The sequence below is a fragment of the Enterococcus sp. DIV1304_2 genome (assembly GCF_050555445.1).
GTDB classification, from domain to species: Bacteria; Bacillota; Bacilli; order Lactobacillales; family Enterococcaceae; genus Enterococcus_B; species Enterococcus_B pernyi.
Genome location: NZ_CP187851.1, coordinates 2,424,509 through 2,450,251, shown reverse-complemented (window position 1 = coordinate 2,450,251; position 25,743 = coordinate 2,424,509). Strand labels below are relative to the sequence as shown.

Annotated in this window: 23 protein-coding genes and 1 tRNA gene; 21 read left to right on the top strand and 3 right to left on the bottom strand. The window is 39.1% G+C overall.

The features are described 5' to 3' along the window. The first annotated feature begins 238 nt into the window (after positions 1-238). From IGJ14_RS11290 to IGJ14_RS11275, 4 genes are all read left to right on the top strand, one after another. The gene (locus IGJ14_RS11290) at positions 239-712 is read left to right on the top strand and encodes a hypothetical protein (RefSeq protein WP_023520277.1); all 474 of its coding nucleotides are present in this window, start codon (positions 239-241) and stop codon (positions 710-712) included. Beyond that, positions 709-1,488: a DUF6681 family protein gene (locus tag IGJ14_RS11285; RefSeq protein WP_115358223.1), complete on the top strand. Its 780-nt coding sequence runs from the start codon at positions 709-711 to the stop codon at positions 1,486-1,488. Before IGJ14_RS11290 ends, IGJ14_RS11285 begins: the two co-directional genes overlap by 4 nt. Before the next feature lie 205 nt (positions 1,489-1,693). Next, positions 1,694-2,263: a signal peptidase I gene (gene lepB / locus IGJ14_RS11280; RefSeq protein WP_010736630.1), complete on the top strand. Its 570-nt coding sequence runs from the start codon at positions 1,694-1,696 to the stop codon at positions 2,261-2,263. A 237-nt stretch (positions 2,264-2,500) separates the two neighbouring features. Beyond that, positions 2,501-3,466 carry a peptidylprolyl isomerase gene (locus IGJ14_RS11275; protein WP_071866886.1) on the top strand — a complete coding sequence of 322 codons (966 nt, stop codon included), beginning with the start codon at positions 2,501-2,503 and terminating at the stop codon, positions 3,464-3,466. A gap of 123 nt (positions 3,467-3,589) precedes the next feature. Here the strand turns inward: IGJ14_RS11275 and IGJ14_RS11270 are convergent, their stop codons facing one another. After that, complete coding sequence (locus IGJ14_RS11270; protein ID WP_195475644.1) at positions 3,590-4,189, bottom strand: class I SAM-dependent methyltransferase; 600 nt, start codon at positions 4,187-4,189, stop codon at positions 3,590-3,592. A gap of 178 nt (positions 4,190-4,367) precedes the next feature. On the opposite strand from IGJ14_RS11270, the gene IGJ14_RS11265 reads away from it, so the two are divergent. The 7 genes from IGJ14_RS11265 (at position 4,368) to upp (ending at position 11,951) form a co-directional block, all read left to right on the top strand. Beyond that, the gene (locus IGJ14_RS11265; RefSeq protein ID WP_010736627.1) at positions 4,368-4,952 is read left to right on the top strand and encodes a thymidine kinase; all 585 of its coding nucleotides are present in this window, start codon (positions 4,368-4,370) and stop codon (positions 4,950-4,952) included. Positions 4,953-4,954: 2 nt separating this feature from the next. Beyond that, entirely contained in the window at positions 4,955-6,028 is a 1,074-nt protein-coding gene (gene prfA, locus IGJ14_RS11260; RefSeq protein ID WP_071866888.1) for a peptide chain release factor 1, read from the top strand. Then, complete coding sequence (gene prmC, locus IGJ14_RS11255) at positions 6,021-6,857, top strand: peptide chain release factor N(5)-glutamine methyltransferase (RefSeq protein ID WP_115358220.1); 837 nt, start codon at positions 6,021-6,023, stop codon at positions 6,855-6,857. Before prfA ends, prmC begins: the two co-directional genes overlap by 8 nt. Before the next feature lie 192 nt (positions 6,858-7,049). Further along, a complete protein-coding gene (locus IGJ14_RS11250; RefSeq protein WP_161643354.1) occupies positions 7,050-8,075 on the top strand; it encodes an L-threonylcarbamoyladenylate synthase in 1,026 nt (341 codons plus the stop codon). Positions 8,076-8,264: 189 nt separating this feature from the next. Beyond that, on the top strand, positions 8,265-9,509 hold the full coding sequence (gene glyA / locus IGJ14_RS11245; protein ID WP_104775824.1) for a serine hydroxymethyltransferase: 1,245 nt from the start codon (positions 8,265-8,267) through the stop codon (positions 9,507-9,509). Between the two features lie 654 nt (positions 9,510-10,163). Then, positions 10,164-11,105 carry an alpha/beta hydrolase gene (locus IGJ14_RS11240; protein ID WP_066025792.1) on the top strand — a complete coding sequence of 314 codons (942 nt, stop codon included), beginning with the start codon at positions 10,164-10,166 and terminating at the stop codon, positions 11,103-11,105. Between the two features lie 216 nt (positions 11,106-11,321). Beyond that, positions 11,322-11,951, top strand: a complete 630-nt coding sequence (gene upp, locus IGJ14_RS11235; RefSeq protein WP_010736621.1) for a uracil phosphoribosyltransferase — start codon at positions 11,322-11,324, stop codon at positions 11,949-11,951. Between the two features lie 99 nt (positions 11,952-12,050). Here upp and IGJ14_RS11230 read toward each other — a convergent pair whose 3' ends face one another. Beyond that, positions 12,051-12,293: a hypothetical protein gene (locus tag IGJ14_RS11230; RefSeq protein ID WP_019723878.1), complete on the bottom strand. Its 243-nt coding sequence runs from the start codon at positions 12,291-12,293 to the stop codon at positions 12,051-12,053. 121 nt (positions 12,294-12,414) lie between these two features. On the opposite strand from IGJ14_RS11230, the gene IGJ14_RS11225 reads away from it, so the two are divergent. From IGJ14_RS11225 to IGJ14_RS11205, 5 genes are all read left to right on the top strand, one after another. Next, a tRNA-Thr gene (locus IGJ14_RS11225) sits at positions 12,415-12,487 on the top strand. Positions 12,488-12,943: 456 nt separating this feature from the next. Further along, a complete protein-coding gene (locus IGJ14_RS11220) occupies positions 12,944-13,654 on the top strand; it encodes a glucosamine-6-phosphate deaminase (protein WP_195475646.1) in 711 nt (236 codons plus the stop codon). 191 nt (positions 13,655-13,845) lie between these two features. Continuing rightward, positions 13,846-14,637, top strand: coding sequence for a MurR/RpiR family transcriptional regulator (locus IGJ14_RS11215; RefSeq protein WP_195475647.1), 792 nt, complete (start codon positions 13,846-13,848; stop codon positions 14,635-14,637). Positions 14,638-14,727: 90 nt separating this feature from the next. Next, positions 14,728-16,296, top strand: a complete 1,569-nt coding sequence (malX, locus tag IGJ14_RS11210; protein ID WP_108146553.1) for a maltose/glucose-specific PTS transporter subunit IIBC — start codon at positions 14,728-14,730, stop codon at positions 16,294-16,296. A gap of 19 nt (positions 16,297-16,315) precedes the next feature. Next, entirely contained in the window at positions 16,316-17,476 is a 1,161-nt protein-coding gene (locus tag IGJ14_RS11205) for a MalY/PatB family protein (protein ID WP_430607804.1), read from the top strand. A 550-nt stretch (positions 17,477-18,026) separates the two neighbouring features. Here the strand turns inward: IGJ14_RS11205 and IGJ14_RS11200 are convergent. Continuing rightward, positions 18,027-18,935 (bottom strand): ArsR/SmtB family transcription factor, encoded by a 909-nt coding sequence (locus IGJ14_RS11200; protein WP_065097046.1) that lies wholly within the window; start codon positions 18,933-18,935, stop codon positions 18,027-18,029. Positions 18,936-19,181: 246 nt separating this feature from the next. Between IGJ14_RS11200 and IGJ14_RS11195 the strand changes: the two genes are divergently transcribed. The 5 genes from IGJ14_RS11195 to IGJ14_RS11175 all read left to right on the top strand — a co-directional run bounded on the left by IGJ14_RS11195 (position 19,182) and on the right by IGJ14_RS11175 (position 25,545). Next, positions 19,182-20,423: an ABC transporter substrate-binding protein gene (locus IGJ14_RS11195; protein WP_195475650.1), complete on the top strand. Its 1,242-nt coding sequence runs from the start codon at positions 19,182-19,184 to the stop codon at positions 20,421-20,423. A 157-nt stretch (positions 20,424-20,580) separates the two neighbouring features. Then, entirely contained in the window at positions 20,581-21,456 is an 876-nt protein-coding gene (locus tag IGJ14_RS11190; RefSeq protein ID WP_065097048.1) for a carbohydrate ABC transporter permease, read from the top strand. A gap of 11 nt (positions 21,457-21,467) precedes the next feature. Further along, complete coding sequence (locus tag IGJ14_RS11185) at positions 21,468-22,301, top strand: carbohydrate ABC transporter permease (RefSeq protein ID WP_065097049.1); 834 nt, start codon at positions 21,468-21,470, stop codon at positions 22,299-22,301. A 19-nt stretch (positions 22,302-22,320) separates the two neighbouring features. Continuing rightward, positions 22,321-24,114 carry a glycoside hydrolase family 2 protein gene (locus tag IGJ14_RS11180; protein ID WP_065097050.1) on the top strand — a complete coding sequence of 598 codons (1,794 nt, stop codon included), beginning with the start codon at positions 22,321-22,323 and terminating at the stop codon, positions 24,112-24,114. A 30-nt stretch (positions 24,115-24,144) separates the two neighbouring features. Continuing rightward, positions 24,145-25,545, top strand: a complete 1,401-nt coding sequence (locus IGJ14_RS11175) for a glycoside hydrolase family 43 protein (RefSeq protein WP_065097051.1) — start codon at positions 24,145-24,147, stop codon at positions 25,543-25,545. Positions 25,546-25,743: the final 198 nt, after the last annotated feature.

Sequence of the window (25,743 nt, the reverse complement as noted above, 5' to 3'; positions counted from 1 at the left end):
GATGACTTTGCGAAAGAACTTGGAGGGAGATCCATGATAAAATGAAGTGTATCAACCAGTCATAGTCTGTCTGATTACGACTAAAACAACATTCGAGTAAATCTACACAAAAGTTTCATGAAAAAATAAGAAAAAAATAAGAAATTTATGGTAAAACTAAAGAATACGTGTGAGAAAAACCAATTTTTGCCAAACGGATCAAGACTTCAAGCGGCAACAAGGAAAAGGATGAGAGAATATGCGAAAAGTAGCACCTATATTAAAGCCAATCGCTGTATTGACGATTTCGACGATTGTTGCTACCACAACAGGCATTGTTAATAGTTCTAGCTATCGTGCACCAAGTCGTTCCACAGAGACTACGACGACTTCTACCAATGAAGGAACAGGGCAAACGAATGACACGGTAGAAACAACACCAACGACTGTAGAACAAGACACAACCAATTCTACATACAACCAAAACTCAATACCAGAAAGTTCCGTGGATGAAGGGAATACAGGATATACGACCGATTCGACTAGTCAAAATCAAGGGGACGACAGCGGTTCAAGTACGACGCCAAGTGCCACTACACCAAGCAGTACGACGCCTAATACAACGCCAAGTACTTCTACGCCAAGTGAAGGCAATCTAAATGAAAATAATGCACCTACAGAGCAATCCGCTGAAACACAGATGTATAATCAACAGGCAGGTGATGAAGAATGACATTTATATTAGATATCATCAATGGGATACACAAGTTTTTAGGATACTTAGATATCAGTCCTAAATATTTGAACCGAGGCTATACTATATTAAGTGTGATTCCGACCGTTTACCTTTTACGGATTGTTTATGGATTATGGCAAAATCAAAACTATTTACAGTTCTTTTTATACGGATTAGGCTTTTTAGTTCTTTTATATTTCACTGTTCTAAATGTGTTTTATTACTTTTTTGATAAAAATTCAAAAGCCGATGTGACCCAAGTGATCGTGAAATATCTACCTGATGAAGCATTCAATATTGAAGGAGAAACGGTTCGCGGGAACAACGGCAATATCGACAAAGTCAATACAGAAAAAGCCAATGTTCTATTCGATGAAGACTACCAATTGAAACTAGCAGATAATATGCGCTATTTGATTGAAAAAGGGGAAATCAAGGTCAATGAACTTGGTCGAATGGACGGGTTCTTGATTGATCGAAATACACTTTATCCGTACTATTATGTGAAAAAAATCTCCGACAAAACTTATCAATTAAGTATCGGTCGTAATTATTCCAGCATGGAAAAAGTAGGGACGATCAAAGTCGACTCGCCAGAAGATCATATTGAACCCGTAGGCTTATTCCTTGCAGGCGGTGATTTTGTCAAAGATGGTCTTAGATACCATGAACCCTATCGTTTGAAGTTGATCATCAAGAAAAATCAACCAAAAGAACAAGAAGGTGAAGTGACATACAGTCGAAGCCAACGAAGAAAAAAATCAAAAGTGTAGGATAAATCTTCTCCATCGAGTATTTATTTAGCTCTAATATTAAAGATACATGAAGTTCAAAAAACATTTCTAAAAAAAAACGGATTATTCCCAACACGATCCGACACTTATTCTTTCTTTTAATCGATAAAAAATGTAAAATAAAGAATAGCTAACAAATAAATAAAAAATAACATAAAAATGTTTGGTTAATAGGAGGTATAAAGTGAAAAACTTTTTAAAAAATTGGGGAATCTTGATCGTTGTTTTAGCCGCCATCATTTTGGCAAGAGTCTATGTATTCACACCAGTCACAGTGAGTGGTCATTCCATGGACCCTTCGTTACATGATGGACAACGTTTGATCTCATCTAAAATCTCAGATTTTGACCGCTGGGATATCATTACAACAAAAGAACCTGGGGACGAAGAACGGATGATCGTCAAACGAATCATTGGGATGCCAGGCGATACTGTCAAAATGGAAGATGATCAACTATACATCAATGGGGAAAAGCAAGATGAACCCTACTTAGATGAGTATAAAAAAGAATTTTCAGAAGACAAACTACAAGAGGAATATTCTTATAATTCAGCCTTCCAATCGCAAGCTGAAAATGCTGAAACGTTCACCAGTGATTTTGAATTCACTGTTCCTGAGGGACAATACTTGGTACTGGGCGACAATCGTTTGATCTCAAAAGACAGCCGCATGTTTGGTTTAGTCGATGAAGATTTGATCCAAGGCAAAGTCGTTTTCCGTTACTGGCCGTTGAATAAGATCAATATCATTTAATCGATGATCCGTAATGTGATAGCGATATAACTCTAAACAGTAAAGATATACCTAAAAAAAAACCTCAACATTCGTTTGGAATGTTCGAGGTTTTTTTGTTATATAAACTACATCAAAAATTGATCAATTATAATTTTTTTATAAAATTACGTTATTTTCAAAGTTTGTTCATAAAGTAAGGCTAAAGTGAAAAGCACATAGATATAAATAACTATTAAAATATATAGGAGTGACAGCATGAAAAAATTTATCTCAATATTAGCTGTATCATCAGGACTGGTTTTGTTTTCTGCATGTTCAACAAATCCGTCAGATCAAGCTGCAGTGACGTATAAAGGTGGTACGATCTCAGAGCAGGAATTAGTGGACCACCTGAAAAAAATCAAGGGTGCGGAGACCGCTGTCCAAGATTTGATCATCTTCCAGATTTTTGAAGAAAATTACGGCGATAAAATTTCAGCTGAAGATGTAGATAAAGAATACAACGCTAGCAAAGAAGCACTCGGTGATTCTTTCGATTCGCAATTGAAATTAGCGGGCTATACGACTGAATCTTATAAAGAAGAAATAAAAAGAGGGTTAGCTTACAAAGCAGGTTTACGAGCGAATGTCGAATTGACGGATGAAGATCTTAAAACAGCGTGGGAAAACTTCCATCCAGAAGTAGAGGCACAATTGATCAAAGTAAGTAGCGAAGATGAAGCCAAGGAAATCAAAAAGTCACTCGATGAAGGGGGCGACTTTGCTAAAATCGCCAAAGAAAAATCGACCGATGAAGCGACAAAAGAAAAGGGTGGAGAAATCACCTTTGACTCGCAATCTACAAGTGTGCCAGCAGAAGTCAAACAAGCAGCGTTCAAGCTTAAAAATGAGGAAGTATCTGATGTTATCACAGCGACTAATTCCTCTACGAATGCAACCGAATATTATCTTGTGAAAATGGTCAAACAACAAGAAAAAGGCAATGATATGTCGAAATATAAAGATGAATTAGAAAAAATAGCAACAGAGACAAAAATAGCAGATCCAACATTCCAACAAGAAGCTGTGCGTAATGAATTGAAAAAAGCAAATGTAAAAATCAAAGATGAAGATTTCAAAAACGTACTAAGTGGCTTGATGACGGAACCATCCACAAGCGAAAGTTCGACCGATGCTTCAACTGAAGCTTCGACAAGTACTTCGACAGATAGTTCAAACTAATTGATCAGTGGAAGAACTAAACAAATACGAACTCAATTAAAATAAGCAAAAACCCGAGAATAATTTTTTTATTCTCGGGTTTTGCGTATTTATGAAAGGTTTTTTTATAGAAATAGAAAATGCTTATTCTTTGATTGCTATAGCCAAAAACAAAGAAGCATCTTGTTTCATGAACAAGTTTTTTCCGTGATGGAATGTTTCAATTGAGAGTGGTTTAAATCCAGCAAGCTTCAATTGTTCTCTTAGCTCCTCGTGGTTAAAACCATTATGGACTTTTGGATGCTGGATCTTTTCGTTCTTATCGAAGTCAACGATATAAAGTTTTCCGCTTGGATGAAGCATTTGCGAAAGTTGTTTTAAAATGACTTTCGTTTCTGGAATATGCAACAAGACTAAAGATAGTAAGATGATGTCGGCTTTCTCTGCCGGCAAATCCCTTGTAGCATCCAATTCAAGTGTTCGTACATTTGCTTGTTTTGCTTCTTTGATTTTTTTATCAGCCATCGCCAGCATTCCTGCGGCTGAATCTATGATGATTACTTCGTTAAAACGTGAGGCAAAGGGTAACGTGACAAGACCAGTTCCCCCACCGTAATCGATCAATTTCTGGTCATGAGTCTGTGCAGAAAATTCTTTTTCAACAGCTGAACGAATCGTTGCTGCTAATTGGATTCGCTCGGGGGTGTCATAATGGTTCGCCATTTGGTGGAATATTTCGGACATAAGTGCCCTCCTTCATTTTTCATTCGATTATACCAAAAGAAGTGCGGGTAGTTTATTGTTTTGTAACAAAAATAGCAGCATATTCACTAAGGAAATCTCGCTTCGAAAATTCTCACTGTAAAAATGATTAAAAATCAAGTATAATACCATAGGAACAAACTGGAAGGTGAATGAGGACATGGCACAACTATTTTTTAAGTACGGCGCAATGAACAGCGGCAAGACAATCGAGATCTTAAAAGTCGCACATAATTATGAAGAACAAAACAAACCGGTTGTTTTGATGACCAGCGGAATCGATACAAGAGATGGTGTTGGCGTAGTTTCAAGCAGAATCGGGCTGAAACGTGAAGCAATTCCCATTTTTGAAACGACCGATGTATTTGAAGTCATCCAGCAGATGGAACATCCACCATTCTGTGTATTGATCGATGAAGCGCAGTTCTTAACAAAAGAACATGTCTTAGCATTCACGAGAATCGTTGATGAACTCAATATTCCGGTGATGGCGTTCGGATTAAAAAATGATTTTAGAAATGAATTATTTGAAGGATCGAAATATTTATTGCTTTATGCAGACAAAATCGAAGAAATGAAAACGATCTGTTGGTTCTGCCATAAAAAAGCAATGATGAATTTACATTATATAGACGGAACACCGGTGTACGAAGGAGATCAAGTCCAAATTGGTGGCAATGAAGCCTATTATCCCGTATGTCGAAAACACTATTTTCATCCATTGATGATCACAGAAGGAGATTAAGCATGTACGATCAATTACAATCAATCGAAGACCGTTACGAAGAGCTTGGGGAACTACTGAGTGACCCAGAAGTGATTTCAGATACGAAACGTTTCATGCAGCTTTCAAAAGAAGAAGCAAGTACACGTGAAACGGTCGAAGTTTATCGTCGTTACAAGGAAGTTGTTCAAGGAATCAAAGATACAGAAGAATTACTCGGCGAAAAGTTAGATGACGAAATGGCAGAGATGGCTAAAGAAGAATTAGCTGATTTGAAAAAAGAAAAAGAAGAACTAGAAGAAAAAATCAAGATTTTATTGCTTCCCAAAGATCCAAACGATGACAAAAATATCATCATGGAAATTCGCGGAGCCGCTGGTGGTGACGAAGCTGCACTATTTGCAGGGGATCTTTTCTCAATGTATCAACGATATGCAGAGGGTCAAGGCTGGAAGACAGAAGTCTTGGAAGCAAGTGTGACAGGGATCGGTGGCTATAAAGAAGTCATCATGATGATCTCAGGTGAAAATGTCTACTCGAAATTAAAATATGAAAGTGGCGCACATCGAGTTCAACGTGTCCCTTCAACAGAATCTCAAGGACGTATCCATACATCAACGGCAACCGTCGTTGTCATGCCTGAAGCAGAAGAAGTAGAGATTGATTTGGCTGACAAGGATATCCGCGTCGATATTTACCACGCTTCTGGAGCCGGTGGACAGCATGTCAATAAGACAGCTTCTGCGGTACGTTTGACTCACTTACCAACTGGAATCGTGGTGGCAATGCAAGATGAACGTTCACAATTGAAAAACCGTGAGAAAGCGATGAAAGTCTTACGTGCGCGCGTCTACGACAAGATCCAACAAGAAGCACAAAGCGAATATGATGCGAACCGTAAATCTGCGGTAGGGACTGGGGATCGTTCAGAGCGTATCCGTACGTATAACTTCCCTCAAAATCGCGTAACTGACCACCGTATTGGCTTGACGATCCAAAAATTGGATCAGATTCTAGCAGGAAAACTAGATGAGATCGTCGACGCATTGATCGTGTACGACCAAACATCTAAGTTGGAAGAGATGCAAAATGGATAAAACCTATCGAGAAGTCCTCACACGGGCTTCTTCTTTTTTAGAAGAACAAGGAGTAGAAGGGTATAATATCCAGTTTGTTTTTCTTGAACGAAAGCAGTGGACGAAACTGGATTGGCTCATGCGAATGAATGAACCGATCACAGCCGAGGATGAAGCCATGATCGATGCAGATATGCAACGACTAGTACAACATTATCCGCCTCATTATTTATTAGGTTATGCTGAATTTTTTGATCACCGCTTGAAAGTCACGGAAGCAACCTTGATTCCTCGGCCAGAAACCGAAGAATTAGTCGCACTATGTTTGGCAGAAACAAGCGAAGAAACTTTAAATGTCGTGGATATTGGTACAGGAACAGGGGCAATCGCCATCAGCTTGAAAGCCGCTAGAAAAAATTGGCGGGTCTCAGCAATTGATTTATCTTTAGAAGCACTAGCTGTTGCTAGGGAAAATGCAGAATATGAACAAACGACGATCAACTTTTATCATGGCGATACGTTGGAACCTGTCATGGATCAAACCTTTGATGTCATTATTTCTAATCCACCATATATCAGTCGAGCAGAATGGTCGGTGATGGATCAGAGCGTACGGACCTACGAACCGAAAATGGCATTATTTGCTGAAGAAGATGGTTTAGCGATCTATCAGAAAATCGCAAAGGAAGCTTCACAACTATTAGCTAGCGATGGACAACTTTTTTTAGAGATTGGTTTCCAACAAGGAGCAACTGTCAAAGCAATCATGGAGCAAGCCTTTCCCACAAAAAAAGTACTGATCAAAAAAGATATGGCAGGCAATGATCGGATGATTTTTGTTACCAATTAGTTTGTGGATGAAAAAATTTTTTTCTGTTTTTTTATAATAAAAAAACACTGATTTGATAAGGATGAAAACGAATATTTTAGTTATCAACATACTTATCCACTATTGACAAACTAGTTATCAACAGATTGTGTATAACTGCCGAAAGAAATGGAATGAAACAAGGATTTTGAAAAAAGAGGATGTGGATAGACTGTGGAAACAATTAAATATGATGAAACACAACTGAATGAAGCTGCGAAGGAATTAGCAGTAGGGAATCTAGTGGCTTTTCCAACGGAAACTGTCTATGGATTAGGGGCTAATGCCCTTTTGCCAGAGGCTGTCAAACAGGTCTTTACAGTGAAAGGTCGACCACAAGACAACCCATTGATCGTCCATGTCGCCTCCTTCGAGCAAGTAAAAGAGTATGTGGACAACTTTCACCCACTAACAGAACAAATTGTGAAAAACTTTTGGCCAGGACCACTGACTTTGATTTTTCACATCAAAAAAGGTAGTTTACCAGGGATTGTCACTGGTGGTTTATCCACAGCTGCTTTTCGCATGCCAGATAACAAGAAAACGTTAGAATTAATCCAATTAGCAGGTGTACCACTTGTCGGGCCAAGTGCCAACACTTCAGGTAAACCGAGTCCAACAACAGCAGACCATGTCTTTCATGATCTAAAGGGGAAAATCACAGGAATCATTGACGATGGTGCGACGAGGATCGGTGTGGAATCAACGGTACTTGATCTGAGTGACCCATCTGCACCGCCGATGATCTTACGACCAGGAGCAATCACGAAAGAGCAACTAGAAGCTGTCATTGAAAGTCCAGTGGCGACAGACCGCCATTTGGTCAAAGAATCTGAAACACCGAAATCTCCGGGGATGAAATACAAACATTACTCACCTGATACTCGAGTACTGATGGTTGAAAAAACGGATTGGCCAGAGGCGATCATCTGGACAAAAGAACAAAAACTACGTACCGGTGTTTTAGCTGGACCAACAATTGCTGATCAAGTACGCAAGGATGTCGCCGCGGTGTATATGTATTACGATGATTCAGTAGAGGCAGCAACGAAAGGGTTGTTTGCGGGGTTACGCGGCTTAGATGATGATCGATTAGCTCTTGATTTGATTTTAGTACAAGTTGCACCCGAAGAAGGTCTGGGCATTGCGTATATGAATCGGTTGAAAAAAGCCGCAGGACAAAATTATTATAAAAAATGATCCAGAAGTGATTGCTGCAAAATCATTCTGTGATACAATCTAGGAAACAAACTAAAATAGCTATTTATGAAATAATGTTCGTATTCTTAGCTAGTAATGTTTGGTCAACATCAAAAAAAGACAAGTAAGCTGAACAATCATTTGAAATTTAGAGAAGTTGACACATAAATAAATAAGGAGTTGTTGTTTGTGGTAGACTACAAAACGTTTGACCCTGATTTATGGGCAGCAATCGCAAAAGAAGAGGAAAGACAAGAAAACAATCTGGAGCTGATCGCTTCTGAAAACTTTGTCTCTGAAGCTGTGATGGCAGCACAAGGAAGTATTTTGACGAATAAGTACGCAGAAGGGTATCCAGGACGTCGCTATTATGGTGGGTGTGAATTTGTGGATATCGTTGAAAATCTGGCGATCGATCGTGCCAAAGAATTATTTGGTGCCGATTTTGTCAATGTTCAACCACACTCTGGATCACAAGCCAATACAGCTGCATATCTTGCGTTAGTTGAACCGGGGGATACGATCTTAGGAATGGATCTTTCTGCTGGCGGACATTTGACACATGGCTCTCCAGTCAATTTTAGTGGAAAAACGTATCACTTCGTTGCTTATGGCGTAGATCCGACAACAGAAGTCATTGATTATAATGTCGTACGCATCTTAGCGAGAAAACATCAACCAAAACTGATCGTAGCAGGAGCAAGTGCCTATGGTCGAACGATCGATTTTGCAAAATTCAGAGAAATCGCGGATGAAGTCGGGGCAAAATTGATGGTCGATATGGCACACATTGCAGGTTTAGTTGCAGCGGGTGTTCATCCAAGCCCAATCCCTTATGCCGATATCACAACAACTACTACTCACAAAACATTACGAGGACCTCGTGGTGGGATGATCTTAACGAATAATGAAGAACTGGCGAAAAAAATCAATAGCGCAGTCTTCCCAGGCATCCAAGGTGGCCCCTTGGAGCATGTGATTGCCGGAAAAGCTGCTGCCTTTAAAGAAGCATTGACTCCTGAATTTAAGGAATATAGCGAACAAGTCATTGCCAATGCAAAAGCCATGGCAAAAGTATTCAATCAATCGATTGGTACCCGAGTGATTTCAGGTGCCACAGATAACCATTTGATTTTGATCGATGTACGTGACTTAGAATTGAACGGAAAAGAAGCAGAAGCGATTTTGGACAGTGTTCATATCACCGTCAATAAAAACTCGATTCCTTTTGAAACACTAAGCCCATTCAAAACAAGCGGTATCCGTATCGGGACACCAGCAATCACGACTCGTGGCTTCCGCGAAGAAGATGCGGCAAAAGTAGCTGAATTGATCGTCAAAGCTTTACAGGCAAAAGATGACGAAGCACAATTAGAAGAAGTTCGTGCAGGCGTCCGTGAATTAACAGAGCAATTTCCATTATATAAAAAATAAAAATTTTATAACTAAGAGTTATCAATAAGAAGGTAAGAGAATAGAAAAAGGTGAGACAATCAGGCATGTAGCTGTTTGGTTGTCTCACCTTTTTTCTGGTTGTTGCGAAGTGTTAGGTGGCTCTCTGGAAACTCAAAAAATATGAAAAGCTATTTTCTGATTCCATCTTACTGCTCAGGTCAAAGCGCTTCTTTCACAACTTAAGATTAACGGTGTTCGAAAGTCAACTCCTTCAATAATAAGCCAAAACTTGAAAAAATATGGGGAAGCTATTTTCTCAAGTTCTGTCTTATTATTCGGAGCTGAGCGACTTTCTCACAACCAAGATAAACGGTGTTCGCAAGCCAGCTCCTTCAATATCAAGGCAAATATTGAAAAAATATAAGAAGCTATTTTCTCAATTTCTGCCTTAATACTTGGAGCTGAACGGCTTGCTCACAACCTAGATAAACGGTGTTCAAGAAGCAACACTTCGGTCATAAGCCAAAAAAATAAAAAATGAAATAGCCATTTTTAATTTTTCTGTCTTATGCCTTAGTGCTGAGCGCTTCTTTCACAACCTCTTTCAATCTGATTTTTTGACTTTTGTCTGGTTGCTCTCTAGTATATGAGGTGTAATTTTATTTGTTGCATTCAATTTAGGGAGGAATCCGTATGACTGATCGAATTTCATTAGAAAAAGAAGCAATTGAGTTTAGTGATGCTAATGCACCGCACCCGCGTATCTATGAATTACCTCCGGAAGAAGGGCGTGATCTTCTAGAAGAAGTTCAAAGTTCTTCTGTGGAAAAATTACCTGTGGATATCGAGGATTTGAAAATGGATACCAATGATTGGGGACAAATCAATGTACGTTTTATCCGTCCTGAAGGAAATGTAGAAAAATTACCTGTCATTTTTTATATACATGGTGCTGGTTGGGTATTTGGTAGTGCCAAAACACATGACAAATTGATTCGGGAATTGGCTGTTCGTACAAATTCGATCGTGATTTTTCCTGAGTATAGTCGTTCACCAGAAGCAAAATATCCTACTGCCATCGAGCAAAACTACGCGATTTTGCAAAAACTTGCGGAGCTTTCTGAGTCGAAAGGCTTGGATCTTGAGAACTTGACAGTCGCTGGGGATTCCGTAGGTGGGAATATGGCAACGGTGATGACGATCCTTACAAAGCAACGTCAAGGATTACCAATCAAAAAACAATTACTATATTATCCTGTAACTGATGCAAATTTCGATACAGATTCGTATAACCAATTTGCAGAGAATTACTTCTTAACAAAAGAAGGGATGCAATGGTTCTGGGATCAGTATACGACAGATGAAAAGAAACGAGCAGAAATCACTGCCTCACCTCTACGTGCAAGTAAAGAAGAATTGACAGGTTTACCACCTGCAATGATCTTGACTGGTGAAGCGGACGTGTTAAGAGATGAAGGAGAAGCATACGCTAGAAAACTTCGTGAAGCTGGTGTGGAAGTTACGCAAGTACGTTTCCAAGGGATCATCCATGATTTTGTCATGGTAAATGCGATGGACCAAACCAATGCGACACGAGCAGCAATGACTCTTTCCACAGAATGGCTAAAAAACTAGTTGTTTTTTGTCATCTTTATCCATTAATAAACTAGAAAAATAACAAAAAACGTCTGATTTTCAGGCGTTTTTGTTATTTTTTGCTGATTTTAAAAAGAACACCGCTTTGTTTTTTTATTTCTTTGATTTTCTTTAGGAAAATGACGGGTTAGACTAGTCAAGTCAGTGATTTTGTTTTACAATTAAAAAGAAACGAGAGAAAAAGGAGACAAAAAAATGGGCAAATTTCAAGTAATCGACCATCCATTGATCCAACACAAATTAACGATTATTCGCGACAAAAATTGTGGTACAAAAGTTTTCCGTGAGGTTGTTGATGAAATCGCTATGCTGATGGCATATGAAGTGTCACGTGATATGCCACTTGAAGACATTGTCATCGAAACACCGATCACAGAAACAACACAAAAAACATTGTCTGGTAAAAAAGTAGCCATTATCCCAATCTTGCGCGCAGGTATTGGAATGGTTGACGGAATATTAGAATTGATCCCAGCAGCTAAAGTTGGCCACATCGGATTATACAGAGATGAAGAAACATTGGCACCGCACGAGTATTTCGTTAAATTACCGGAAGATATCGACGCACGTCAATTATTCGTAGTTGATCCAATGTTAGCGACAGGTGGCTCAGCGATCATGGCGATCGATGCTCTGAAAGCACGTGGCGCTTCAAACATTAAATTTGTTTGCCTTGTTGCAGCTCCAGAAGGTGTTAAAGCCTTACAAGAAGCACATCCAGATATTGATATCTATACTGCTTCATTAGATGAAAAATTAAATGACAAAGGCTATATCGTTCCTGGTCTAGGCGATGCTGGCGACCGTTTATTTGGTACTAAATAGGAAAAATCAGCTATACAAAAAAATCTGGGGTCTTCCCAGATTTTTTTTATTTCATTCAGTCAAAATAAAAACCATCCACTTGATGGATGGTTGAAAAAACTAAATCTTACTCATATCTTTGTAATTGATAATGACGACGCCTTTACTTTGGGTCATCAAATCGGCATTCTCATTAGTTTCATCAATTGCAACAACAGCAGAGTTTTTCAATTGCTTGGAAATCGTTCCGGTTTGCGTTTTTCCGTGAATCATAAAGGTAACATGTGTATCAGTGGTAAATTTTTCTCCAAATTCTGACGGTTCGACCTTTGTTTCAAATTTTCCAAAAGTTGCCATTTTCATAAAACCTGCCTTTCATTTATAATTATAGCACATTTGTTGAAAAAAATCATGAAAGCAGAAAAAACTTCCACATTACCCCTTTACATTTCTTAACATAACGACTATAATTTCTCTTGGAAACGCCAGCTTAGCTCAGTTGGTAGAGCAACGCACTCGTAACGCGTAGGTCGTAGGTTCGATCCCTATAGCTGGCATACTAGATAAACACCGTCATATCAAGGTTTATACCGAGATATTGACGGTGTTTTTTTAATAGTTTTCGTTTTCGTGGGCAGAGATTTTAAAAAACGGAAAAATAATTAACAAGTAGATATTGGACTAGGATTGAAAATAATCACTTACAATCTTTACTTTTTTGCAATTAGGTTAAAATTTTTAATACACGACAATTTGTTGACAGTCGTTTTTTTAGTGATAAAATTTAGATAATCATAAAGAAGAGCTGCTGTGCGGCTAACCAAAAGAGTCTGTCATTTATTTGATAGACTCTTTTGTGTTATAAGGAAGAGAAATCATTGAAATTACTAAGGAAGTTTGAAAAGTAACTAGTATTTATATTTCGAAATTTTTTTCACATGTAAGAAAACGCTATCAAAAACATCCTGACACTGTTACACTTTAACTAAATGAGTGAAAGGAAGTGGACAGCAATGGATTTAGTGATTGCGAAGGATTATGAAACGCTTAGTAAAGTGACGGCGGGGATTGTCTTGGGAAAAATGTTGAAGAAAAAACGTGTGAATTTGTCTTTGACGACAGGAAATTCGCCTAAGATGGCCTACGAGATTTTAGTGGAGACGCTTAGTAAATTACAGATGGATACATCGATGATCCATTATTATAATTTTGATGAAGTGGCATTAAAGGACAAGCAGTATGGTCTGACTATGTCAGGACTGAAAGAAGCCCTTTATGATCCTATCGGGGTCGCTACTGAAAATATCCATGAACTGACTATTGATAATTATCAAGGTGTGGATAAACGAATGGCGCAAGCGGGTGGCTTGGATCTAGTTTTGATGGGGCTTGGAGAAGATGGTCATTTTTGTGGAAACATGCCTGGATATACGGATTTTAGTAAGGAGACTTATAGCATTCCAGTCATTCCAGGAGATCAGATGTATGAATCGTTAAAAGAACATCTGGGAGAAGAACCTGGTGATTACTTTGTGACATTTGGGCCAAAGACGGTCATGACAGCGAAACAGTTAGTATTGATCGTTAACGGGGAGCATAAAGCAGAGATCATCAAACAAGTGATCGAAGGACCAGTAACAGAGGAGATTCCTGCATCGATCTTGATGACTCATCCCGATATCACAGTGATTTTAGATGAAGCAGCTGCAAAATTATTAAAATAAATAGTCATATCAATGGATTGTTTCAAAGAACAACACAGAATCCACGAAAATCATATTACCGATTTTTGTGGATTTTTTTGCATGTCTGAATTTATCTGTAGACTCGTTTTCCATCGTATTCTCCGGTAGAATAGATAAGAAAACAAACCATATTGTTCATTGGCGAAAAACTGCCAGAATAGGAGAAAGAAATGAATCAGTTTTATAAGAGAATCCAATATAAATTTTCTGAATTAAATCAAGTGGAAAAAAATATCTTAGATTATTGTTTGCATCAATCAAGAAAAGTTTCCTCCATGACAGCCGAAGAATTAGCGAGTGAAACATTTACCAGCCAATCGACTATTACTCGAATGGCAAAAAAGCTTGGCTTTAAAGGATTTCAAGAATTTAAGTTTGCCCTTAAAAGTTATCGGTCATTAGAAGAAACGAGTGGTTCTACTGATGTGTCGGATGAATTCAAACCATTGATCAATGAAATCCTTCGTCAGTTTACAGAGACGTTAGAAAAAATCGAGCCGAAACAAATCGATCGCGCAGTCAATATGATTAAAGAAGCACAACGTATTGAACTGTTTGCTGTAGGGCAAAGTATACCGGTCGCGGTTTCTCTCAATCGTAAATTACATTTTCTTGGAAAAAATGTGGGTCATTCGACCGATTGGGATGAGTTGCGGGCAGTGAGTAAACAGCTAAAAAAAGACGACCTCGCTATTTTTATCAGTCATAGTGGGGAAACATTAGGGATGCTCGATTATGCCAAACGATTAAAGGAGCGAAATGTTCCTCTGCTGTCTTTTATTGGTCAATCGATAAGTTCTTTAGAAGAATTGTCGACGGTCGCATTTATTGCAGAAATGTTGACGATCTATCATCAGAATATTGATTTGAGTCCAAGAGTTTCAATGGATATCTTATTAGATATTTTGATGATCCATTATGCGAAACAAGTCACTTCTCAGAATGGAGATTCTAATTTATGAATGCCCATTCTACATGGACAGGAAGTATTGCAACCGCCTTTGTCATCGCTTACATTTTAAGGGTAAGAAATAGAGTAAGGGGGAAAAGGGATGCAAAAAGGGAAGAAAGCAAGTTGGATGGAGATCTTCCAAGGGTTAGGCAAAACGTTCATGTTACCAGTCGCACTGTTAGCTTTCATGGGATTGTTCTTAGGAATCGGGAGTGCCTTCTCCGCTGAATCAGCAATTACGGCTTTTCCATTTTTAGGTGCTGCTTGGTTACAGGTGATGTTTCGCTTTATGTCGACGATCGGCGGTTTTGCTTTTAGCTATTTACCTGTGATGTTTGCCATGGCGATTCCTTTAGGCTTAGCACGTAAAGAAAAAGGCGTGGCTGCTTTTTCAGGATTTGTTGGGTATGTAGTGATGCAATTATCGATCAATTTTTATTTGCAAGAAACGAATCAATTGGCAGCAAGTGAACAATTACGTGAAGCTGGTCAAGAAATGGTTTTTGGTATCCAAACATTATCCATGGGTGTTCTGGGAGGGATCATTGTCGGGCTGATCGTTTATCAGCTCCATACGCGATTCTATCAATTCCAATTACCAGATAGTTTTGCCTTTTTTTCAGGGACACGTTTTGTACCCATCATTACTTCAGTAACTTTAGCAATTGTTGGCGTGTTGATTCCGATGGTTTGGCCACTTTTTGCCATGTTGATCACTGGGATCGGAAATTTGATCCAACGCTCTGGTGCATTTGGCCCATTCTTATTCGGTTCTGGAGAACGGCTCTTATTGCCATTTGGCTTGCATCATATTTTAGTATCGATGATCCGGTTTACAGAAGCTGGAGGAAGTCAGGTCATCAATGGGCAAGAAGTCTTTGGCGCACTAAATATTTTTTATAATGAATTGCAACAAGGATTGGCGATTTCACCTAGCGCCACTGCTTTTCTTTCACAAGGAAAAATGCCGACATTTATGTTTGGTCTTCCCGCAGCGGCTTTAGCGATGTATCAAACCGCAAAACCAGAGAATCGTGCGAAAATCAAAGGATTATTGATTTCAGGTGTGATTGCTACTTTTGTAACAGGAATCACTGAACCGATCGAATTTCTCTTCTTATTTGTCAGTCCTCTTTTATGGGGGTTCCATGTGTTGATGACTGGTGCCGGATTTATGGTCATGAGTTTGTTGGGCGTAACGATCGGGAATACCGATGGCGGAATCTTAGATTTTATTATTTTCGGGGTCATGCAGGGGACTTATACTAAATGGTGGTTGGTTTTACTTGTGGGTGCCTGTTGGTTTGGTATCTATTACTTTACATTTAAAACGGTGATTTTACGCAAAAACTTAAAGACCCCAGGACGTGAAGAAATGACTGATGAGACAGAATATACAGACGAAGAAGTAACATATAAAGGAAAAGGCACAGTTGATGCACGAGGAATCTTGGCTGCTTTAGGCGGTGCTGAAAATATCACTTCTTTAGATAATTGTATCACGCGTCTAAGGTTAGTAGTGAATGACGGATCGATCGTTGATGATGACCGACTGAAAAAATTAGGTGCATTAGGCGTGGTCCATTTGGATGATACGAATGTTCAAGTCATTATAGGAACAAAAGTGACGACTGTTAGAAATCAACTGGATGACATCTTGTCGTTCTGAAATCGGGAGAGTGTAGAAGATGTCTTTCAATGAACAAATTGATCGTAAAGGGACGTATTGTACGCAATGGGATTATATTGAAGACCGCTTCGGTAAAAATGATCTCTTGCCATTTACGATTTCTGATACAGATTTTAAAGTACCAACAGGCGTCGAAGTTGCGCTCCAAGAAAGGTTAAGACATCCAATTTTTGGCTATACTCGTTGGAATCACACAGATTTCAAATCAGCAGTCACTCACTGGTACAAAGAACGTTTTGAACACCGGATCGACGAGGACTGGTTGGTTTACAGTCCTTCCGTCATCTATAGCATCAAGCAATTGATTTGTTTGTTAAGTGAATCGGGAGAAGGTGTGATTATCCAAACGCCTGCTTATGATGCTTTTTATAAATTGATTGCTGGAAATGGACGCAAACTGGTAAGCAATGAATTGATTTATCAAGAAGGTACCTATCAATTGGATTTTGAGGACTTGAGGCGCCAATTTGAGCAACCGGAGAATAAAATTTTGTTATTGTGTAGTCCCCACAATCCAACAGGTAGAGTGTGGACCAAAAAAGAATTAGTAAACATCATCGAGCTTGCCCAAAAAAACGAAGTGTTCATCATTTCGGATGAGATCCACATGGATATTTTCAGAAAGGGACAACAGCATCAACCACTGACAGAATTGATCCAAAAAAATGTCGCTGTCGTTACTTCAGGAAGTAAAACATTTAATTTTCCTGGATTGATTTTTTCTTACGGATTGATTCCAGATTCGTCCTTGCGCCAGCGGTTTGTGCAACAGATGAAAGAAGCCGATGGACTCGGTTCTACGAGTATTTTTGGATTAGTTGCTACGATTTCGGCGTATGAAAAAGAAAGTAACTGGGTCACTGAACTCAACCAGTACATTGATGATAATATTGTTTTTGTCACTGCGTACCTCAAACAACATCATCCAGAAATCATCGTAACAAAAAGCGAAGCCACCTACTTGATGTGGCTCGATTGCGCCCGACTCCCATTCACTATGGAAGAACTTCAGCAACGAATGATCGAACGAGGCAAGGTTGCAATCATGTCAGGTGAAGTGTATGGGAAAACTAGTCGCAATTTTTTGCGATTGAACGTGGGATGCCCACGTAAGAAATTGGAAGAAGGATTGCGGCGATTGACGAAGAGTTTGGGCTAGATAGGATAGTAACAAATACAAATAAATGGAACTTAGTATAATAAACGAGATAAAAAGTTAAAGGTAAACGGGTATCTGGCTTATGTTTAGAAGTTCACGCGAATAGCTTATATGTATAGGTTCAAGAAGTTGAAAAAATATGGAGAAAGTGCGTTTCCTGAAAAAAGGAGCGCACTTTTTGGCATCCATGATGAAATAAAGAAACTAGAACAAGGAAGTCGTTACCTATCAGAGGAACTAGATTTATAAAAAGATTCAGGACTTCTTGAACCCAAACGAGAAGTCCTGTTTCTATTCTTAAAAGAACAGAAATGAAGGGCTTGCCAAGCATTGGTCGTTTCAAGCAATAGAATTGGCTAGGAGAGATCATTTACATTCTTTTAATTAACCGTTTATTCGGTTTAGGTGGTGCAAGAGGACAAATGTCCCAGACACGTTTCTTCGTTGATATACATTTAATAAGTAGATATTTTTTTATTTTATCTCGGCTTATTAGGTCAGTTCTGATCACTTTGCTGAGTCCTTTTTTGTTGAATAAAGAAAAAATAGGTCATTCAGATACGTAAAAATTAAACAATAAATCTTGAGGATAGTTCCCCCAGCGATCGCCGAAAATAGTCAAACCACCAGCATTTTCAGCAGTAGCAGGCGCAGCGATTTTAAAGGTGAAAAAATCACTATGATCTAAGTCGATTTCATTCAGGTTGTGATCTGTTAATTTCTCTCCATCGAGGGAAGTGTCATAGCGATTGATGCGTAAATGCTTAAGTAATCCATATTGACTAAATTCATCGATCCACCATTTCGGAGTCAAGGAACCTCTAACATCTGAAAAGTTCCCTGGAATGGTGTATTTACCAATGCAGTGGTTGTTTAAGTAAAATGAAAGATCACTTGGCCAATAGTTATTAGAGATTGGGAACTCAGAAGCGATTTCCATGCTGATTTCCAATAACTCGATTTTTTCACCAGTTTTCAAAGGATTTGGAATTTTGTATTCTAGAAACCCATTATTTAGCCAGATGATGCTCGCATCAACACGATCTTGGTCAAGAAAAGACTTAGGGTCGTCTAACGCGCCAATCAATCGATCTTTCGTCGCCATACCACAGGAAGGCGTAGCTTCAAAATCGGTAAAGTGACCTATTTTCACTGATTGGGAGGTTAAATTCATTTGCGGAAACACTTTTGCGGGGAAATTGATATTGATGAAATCAGTTTTTAGAGATAAGTATTTTTTCTTCCAGTCTTGCCCCGATCCTTTTTCTGTTTTGATCAACTGTGCTTGTTCAAGTTTTCGGATGTGCTTTGTCATCAAAGCATTGCTGATCGCTAATTTTTGCCCAATTTCACTGATGCTTTTCTTACTATCTCCTAATTCTCTTAAAATCGCTAAGCGAGTTTCATTTGCGAGTGCTTCGTAGATCGGTAAAGATGCTTTCGTTAAATCCAATTCCATAGCTATCACCTCGTTATACTAATTAGTTTAATGAAAAGATGGATTAATTATATCACATGCTTTTGGATTTACAAAATTGTAAAATGATGGAATTTACCGTAATAAGCTTGTTAAAATAATATTGACAGCGCTTTATTTTTATAGTAACTTTACGGTGTAAACATTGGTGGACGATAGTCTAACAATTATGTTTATTGATAATCAGGCATCATTTTACTTTTTAGTTAAATAAAAGGGGTGTGGAAATTGAAAGTAAAAAAATTAATTGTTTTAGTTGGAACAAGCTTATTATGTACGGTGTTGTTAGCTGCTTGTGGTGGAAGTAATAGTTCAAGCAATGATTCGGAAATTTTGCTTTGGTCTTCGACGACGGGACCGGACGGTGAAAAAATCCAAAAAACGGTTGATCAATACAATAAAACAAATCCAGACTTTAAAGTAAAGTTAGTTAGTATGCAAGGTGACACCTTTACTTCAAAGTTGACGACTGCTGGAAAATCTGGCAAAGGCGTCCCAGATTTAGCTTTGATTGCATCGGAAGCTTTACCCACGTATAAGAACCAAGAGATGCTTGAGACTTGGGATGACATGATCGAAGGAACTGAATTGACACGTGGAAATTATGTAGAAGCTGCTTGGGACACTGGTGTGGTGGAGGATAGTCAATATGGGATTCCAGCAACGATGGGTTCGTGGGTGATGTATTACAACCAAGATTTGGTGGATAAATATGTTCCAGGAGCATTGGATGATGGCGTAGTGACATATGAAGAAATCAGACAGGCTGGGGAAAAAGCAAAAGCAGATGGTATTTATAGTTTTGGCTATACATGGGGCATGCAAAATTATTCTAATCTTTACCAGCAAATGGGTGGAGAATGGCAAGATGCACAAGGAAACATCGCTATCGATAATGATATTTCTTACAATGCCGTTCAAGAGTTTAAAACGCTATATGATGCCGGCTATATGGTCCCAGATGGCGAAGATGCAAACAAACTTTTTGCAAACCAACAGCTGATTTTTCTTCCAGAAGGAACATGGATGTTAAGTAATATGGAAGGAATAAGTGACTTCACTTGGGGTCAGACATTTACGCCGCAATGGGATGCTGGACATATCGTTCAAGGTTCAGGCGTCGATCAGTTTGCGATGCTTAAAACGAGCCAAGAACGTTCGGATGAAAAGAAAAATGGTATGATCGACTTTCTCACTTGGTTACAAGCAAACCAACTAGAGTGGGTCAAATCTGGCGCAAATCCAACTTCCTTAGCAATGCTAGACAATGAAGAATATGTGGAGATGCCACAATCATTCTTGTTGAAAACAGAAAAAGGACAAGCGGCAATTTCTGTCAACACGGTTGATGGCTTATCTTACATTTTTAGTGAATATGATAATCGTTCATGGGATATGATCACAGGAAAAGCAGATATCCAAACAACTTTTGGTGAGATCCAAAAAGTCGTAGAAGAAAAGATGAAATAATATTCTCACTTGGAGACTGTGGCAGAAGGAAGTGTGACCGTAAAAAGAATTCAGTCGGTTTTTTGATGGCTAGGAATTCTGATGGGTAGGCTAAATTGCTGTCACAGTCGTTTCTTGTTGAAGGGTTGACTAGAAATACAGAGAAGGATGTGTATTGATGAAAAAAAGATTAAATGCCTGGCCAGTCGTTTTTATTGGTCCGCATATGCTCCTTTTTCTTTTATTCTTTTTAGTTCCGGCAGTTATTGGGATTTATGTTTCTTTTACCGAATGGGATTTGTTCAGTACGCCGATTTTTATCGGATTTGATAATTTTAAAACGATTTTATTTGATCAAGACTCGTTATATCATACGCAATTTTTTAATGGAATGAAAAATACGCTGTTTTTTGCGGCAATCTCAGTCCCACTATGTATCGCGATCCCTTTATTGTTAGCAGTTGCATTGTCTACTAAACCAAAATTGATGCGTTTTTTTCAATCGATTCTTTATTTGCCTACATTATTTGCAATCTCTGCGGTCATGATCATTTGGGGATTTCTTTTGAGTAAATCATTCGGACCAATCAAAGAAGTATTCGGCATCGATATCAATTTTGTGGGCACTCAACCATGGGCTTGGATCGCTATTTTGATCGTGACGATTTGGTGGACATTAGGTGGGAATCTGATTATTTATGTGGCTGCATTAAATGGCGTCTCAAAAGAACAGTTAGAAGCAGCGGAATTAGATGGTGCGAATAGTGTGACTAAATTTTTCCGTATTTCTTTACCTAGTATTCGCAACCAACTCATCTTTACAACGGTCATGACGACCATCGCTCAGTTTAATATCTATGGTCAGCCACTAATGTTGACAGGAGGCGGACCCAATAATTCCACTCGGGTGTTGATGATGTATATCCAAGAAAATGCCTTTGGTAGTAGCACCTCGGTTGCAGGCATTTCTTCAGCGATGGCCATTCTATTAGGTTTTGTGATCATGGCAGTTTCGATTGTGCAATTTCTGGTCATCAAAAAAATGGAAAGATAGGAGGGAAGAAGATGCGAGAAAACAAACTAGGGAAAAGGATTGCCTTTATTTTACTAGCAATCGTGTGCGTCATTTGGATCTTTCCTTTGATATGGGCGATTTTCACCTCATTTAAATCAGAGGCAGAGATTCAAAAGGTTGGGTTCAGTTTGATTCCACAAGATTGGACACTTGCTAACTTTTTGAGCTTGTTACAGGGCAATGATTCTTCTCCTGTGTTCCGCTGGTTTGTGAATTCCATGATTATTTCAACTTCACATACCCTATTAGTTATGGTGATCGTCTCGTTTGCGGCCTATGGCTATACACGACTCACCTTTAAGGGAAGAGATATTATTTTTGCTTTATTGTTAGGAACCATGATGTTTCCCGGAGTGGTCAATTTGATCCCGAACTTCAAAATCGTTGATACTCTAGGTTGGACAAATACATTTCTAGCAGTCATCGTACCTGGAGCAGCAGGTGTTTATAACATTTTCCTCGTTCGACAGTTCATTTTAGGAATTCCCAAAGAATTGGATGAATCGGCTGTGATCGATGGGGCAAATGAGTTTCAAATTTTTTATTATATCATTTTACCGCTGATCAAACCTGTATTGACTGTGGTTGCATTGTTTAGTTTTACTGGCTCATGGAATGACTTCTTGTGGCCATCGATCGTGATCAACGATATTGATAAATTACCGATCACACCGGGGCTGCAATTGCTGCAAGGACAATACATGACCTATCCAGGAATTGGAACTGCTGGTGCAATCTTGGCGTTGATCCCTACCTTTTTATTGTATTTGGTGGCGCAAAAGAGCTTTATGGCGTCGATGTCGTTGCAAAGTGGTATAAAATAATTTGTTTTTTGGAGGAAATATGATTAGAGAAGAATACCCGAGACCGCAATTTGAGAGAGGGAATTGGTTAAGCCTAAATGGTGAATGGCAATTTGCCTTTGATGACCAAAATCTTGGTTTGAAAGAAAAGTGGTACACAAATGAAGCAAATTATGCTTACAAGATCAATGTTCCTTTTGTCTATCAAAGTGCATTAAGTGGCATTGATCAGCGAGAAGTTCATGATGTTGTATGGTATTATCGGACCTTCAATGTACAGGTTCCTGAAGAAAGCCGTGTCCTTTTACATTTTGGTGCAGTGGACTATGAGGCCGATGTATTTGTCAATGGACATCATGTGAAAAATCATTGCGGAGGGCACACCTCTTTTGATATCGACATTACGGATGCTCTTGTGGCGGGAGAAGAGCAGATACTAAGTGTGCGAGCATTCGATCCGCATTTTGATGAAAGCATTCCACGTGGGAAACAATTTTGGGAAGAAGAATCAGCAGGGATCTGGTACACAAACTCAACGGGGATCTGGCAGCCGGTCTGGCTAGAAGTAGTTGCTGCGACCCACTTGCAACAAGTGAAATTTACTAGTGATTTTGATGCTGGCGCCGTGATGATCGATGTTGAATTGAATCAGTTAAAGCCACATTTAGTGTTAGAATATCAAATCTATTTTAAAGGTGCTTTAGTCATCAGTGGGGCTGCAGAGTTTGTGACTTCTAAGTTAAGTTTTGCAGTCGATATTTTTCAACAACAAATTTTCCGGACCAATTTTCATCACGAAGGCTGGTCTTGGACGCCCGAAAATCCGCAATTATTCGATGTGGAATTGACTCTTAAGGAAGCGGGAAATGCAATCGATCAATTAAAAAGTTATTTTGGTATGCGTAAAATACAGACAAAAAATGGCATGATCTACTTAAACAACAAACCTTACTATCAGAAGTTGGTTCTTGATCAAGGCTATTGGCCTAATGGCTTGTTGACTGCCCCTACGGATGAGGCATTTAAACAAGATATCTTATTAGCAAAAGAAATGGGTTTTAACGGTTGTCGTAAACACCAAAAAACAGAAGACCCGCGCTTTTTATACTGGGCAGATAAATTGGGATTTCTGGTTTGGGGCGAGTGTGCAGCACCGGCGATCTATACCGACCTTTCTGTGACGCGCTTGATGCAGGAGTGGGCAGAGATCATTACTCGTGACTATAGCCATCCTTCGATTGTCACTTGGGTACCGATCAACGAGAGCTGGGGTGTACCAAAAATCTCTTTTGATCGCCAACAACAGCATTTTTCTCAAGCAATGTATCACTTCATCCATTCACTAGACCAGCAACGATTGGTTATTTCAAATGATGGTTGGGCGATGACGGAGACAGATATTTGTGCGATTCATAATTATGCTCATGGACAAGAATCTGAACAGCAAAAATATCTGTACTTTAAAGACAGTCTCAGTACGAGAGAAAAATTGGTGAATCGAGTATCAACACCATGGCCGATTTTCGCTGGAGGATTTTCTTATCAGGATCAGCCTATTTTATTAACCGAGTTTGGCGGTATTGGCTTTGATGTTTCTGGGCAACCAGGTTGGGGTTATACCTCAGTGGAGAATAAACAAGATTTCTTGAAGGATTATCAACGAATAATGGCGGCTGTTTATGATTCTGTCGGACTTTGGGGTTATTGCTATACCCAATTGACAGATGTTGAGCAAGAAATCAATGGGCTACTGACCTATGACCGACAACAGAAAGTTGATTTAGCAGCTATTAAAGAAATCAATGATCAATTCCACCCAACGCAGGTGGAATAATCCGATTGTTGTGGAAAGGGGCGATGTCTGATGGGAAAATCAGTGGTTTGGCTCAGTAGTGTAAGTGTCCTGTTTGCTGCACTTGTGATAACAGGTTGTGGGGCTGGAACTGATGCGGGGGAAGAAGTGTCCGATTTTACTTCTATTATCGATAATGATGGAGCGGATCCTTGGATCTTGCAAACGGAGTCTTACTTTTATTATACCAAAACGACTGGGAATAATTTAACGCTATGGCGTGCTGAAAACCTCTCTCTCGTGGCAACCGGTGAAAAAAAGATCATCTGGGAAATGCCAGAAGAATTTGAAAGCATCTGGGCACCGGAGCTTCATTACTTAGATGACCGTTGGGTGATGTATTTTGCAGCGAATCGCCCTTCAGAAACCCACCGAATGTTTGCATTAGTTAATCATCAAACAGATCCATATATGGGTGACTGGCAATTGGAAGAGATCAAAGGAATGGATGATAAATTTGCGATTGATGGCACCGTCTTAGAGATAAGTGACAAACGCTATTTTCTTTGGTCTGGTTGGGAAGGATATGAAAATATTGCTCAAAATCTTTATTTAGCGGAAATGGTTTCTCCTACGGAAGTAGTTGGTGAAAAACGGCTTATCTCAAAACCAGAATATGAATGGGAAATGCGTCAAACGCCATTGATCAATGAAGCCCCTCAAGTGATCATCAAAGATAAGACAGTCAATTTAGTATATTCTGCGAGTGGGAGCTGGGACAACGATTACGCGCTAGGTCTTATGACCCTAGATGTAGCTGATGATCCGCTAGAAAAAGCCAATTGGCAAAAGAAACCAGAGCCAATTTTCCAACAGACGAACACTGTCTATGGACCGGGGCATAATGGATTTGCTAAATCAAAAGATGGCTCTGAAGACTGGTTGATTTATCACGCTGCTCGATGGGATCATTCCGGCTGGGAACGTTCGATCCGCTTGCAAAAGTTTGGTTGGGATCAAGAGGATAAGATCCTGCTGGAACCTCCCTTGGATGAATGGTGCGTTCAATCGTTGCCAAAAGGTGAGCCGAATCGGATGAGATTACCCGCCAGTCGTGCGTTGCTTGAAGGTGATTTAGCGATTGTCGAGGATGATGCGGCACTCTCTAAGAAAGTCGTACAAGGATTTGAGTCAATTACTGACAAAATCATTTTTACCCCGCAGATCGAGAAAGCAACTGAATCTCTAGTGATTGTCTATGTCAAAACGAACGATCCTCTTATCATGAATGAACCGATCCGGATCAAGATCGAAACGAAACAAGCAAGTCAGTTGGTGGATGTGTATCCTTCCGAATATTATCAACCGCTACAAGTCCGCATGAAATTACCAAAGGGAGAGCAGGAAATCATGATTTCGTCCGAAATTGGGGTTGATACCCTGAGTATTGATCGTTTAGAAATCGTAAAATAAAGAATATTGAGAAATTCTTCCAACTAACAACGATTGGTGACACTCATTTGGTTCATACTAATTTGTCTTTATATGATCTAGCATGAGTCTTAGACTGTAGACAAACTCTTAAAGCTTGAGTTTTGTTTATAGTCTTTTTACGTTAGTTGTATAAATAAGTTGGGTTCTTTGTCAAACGATGTAAAGAGAAATCTTAGA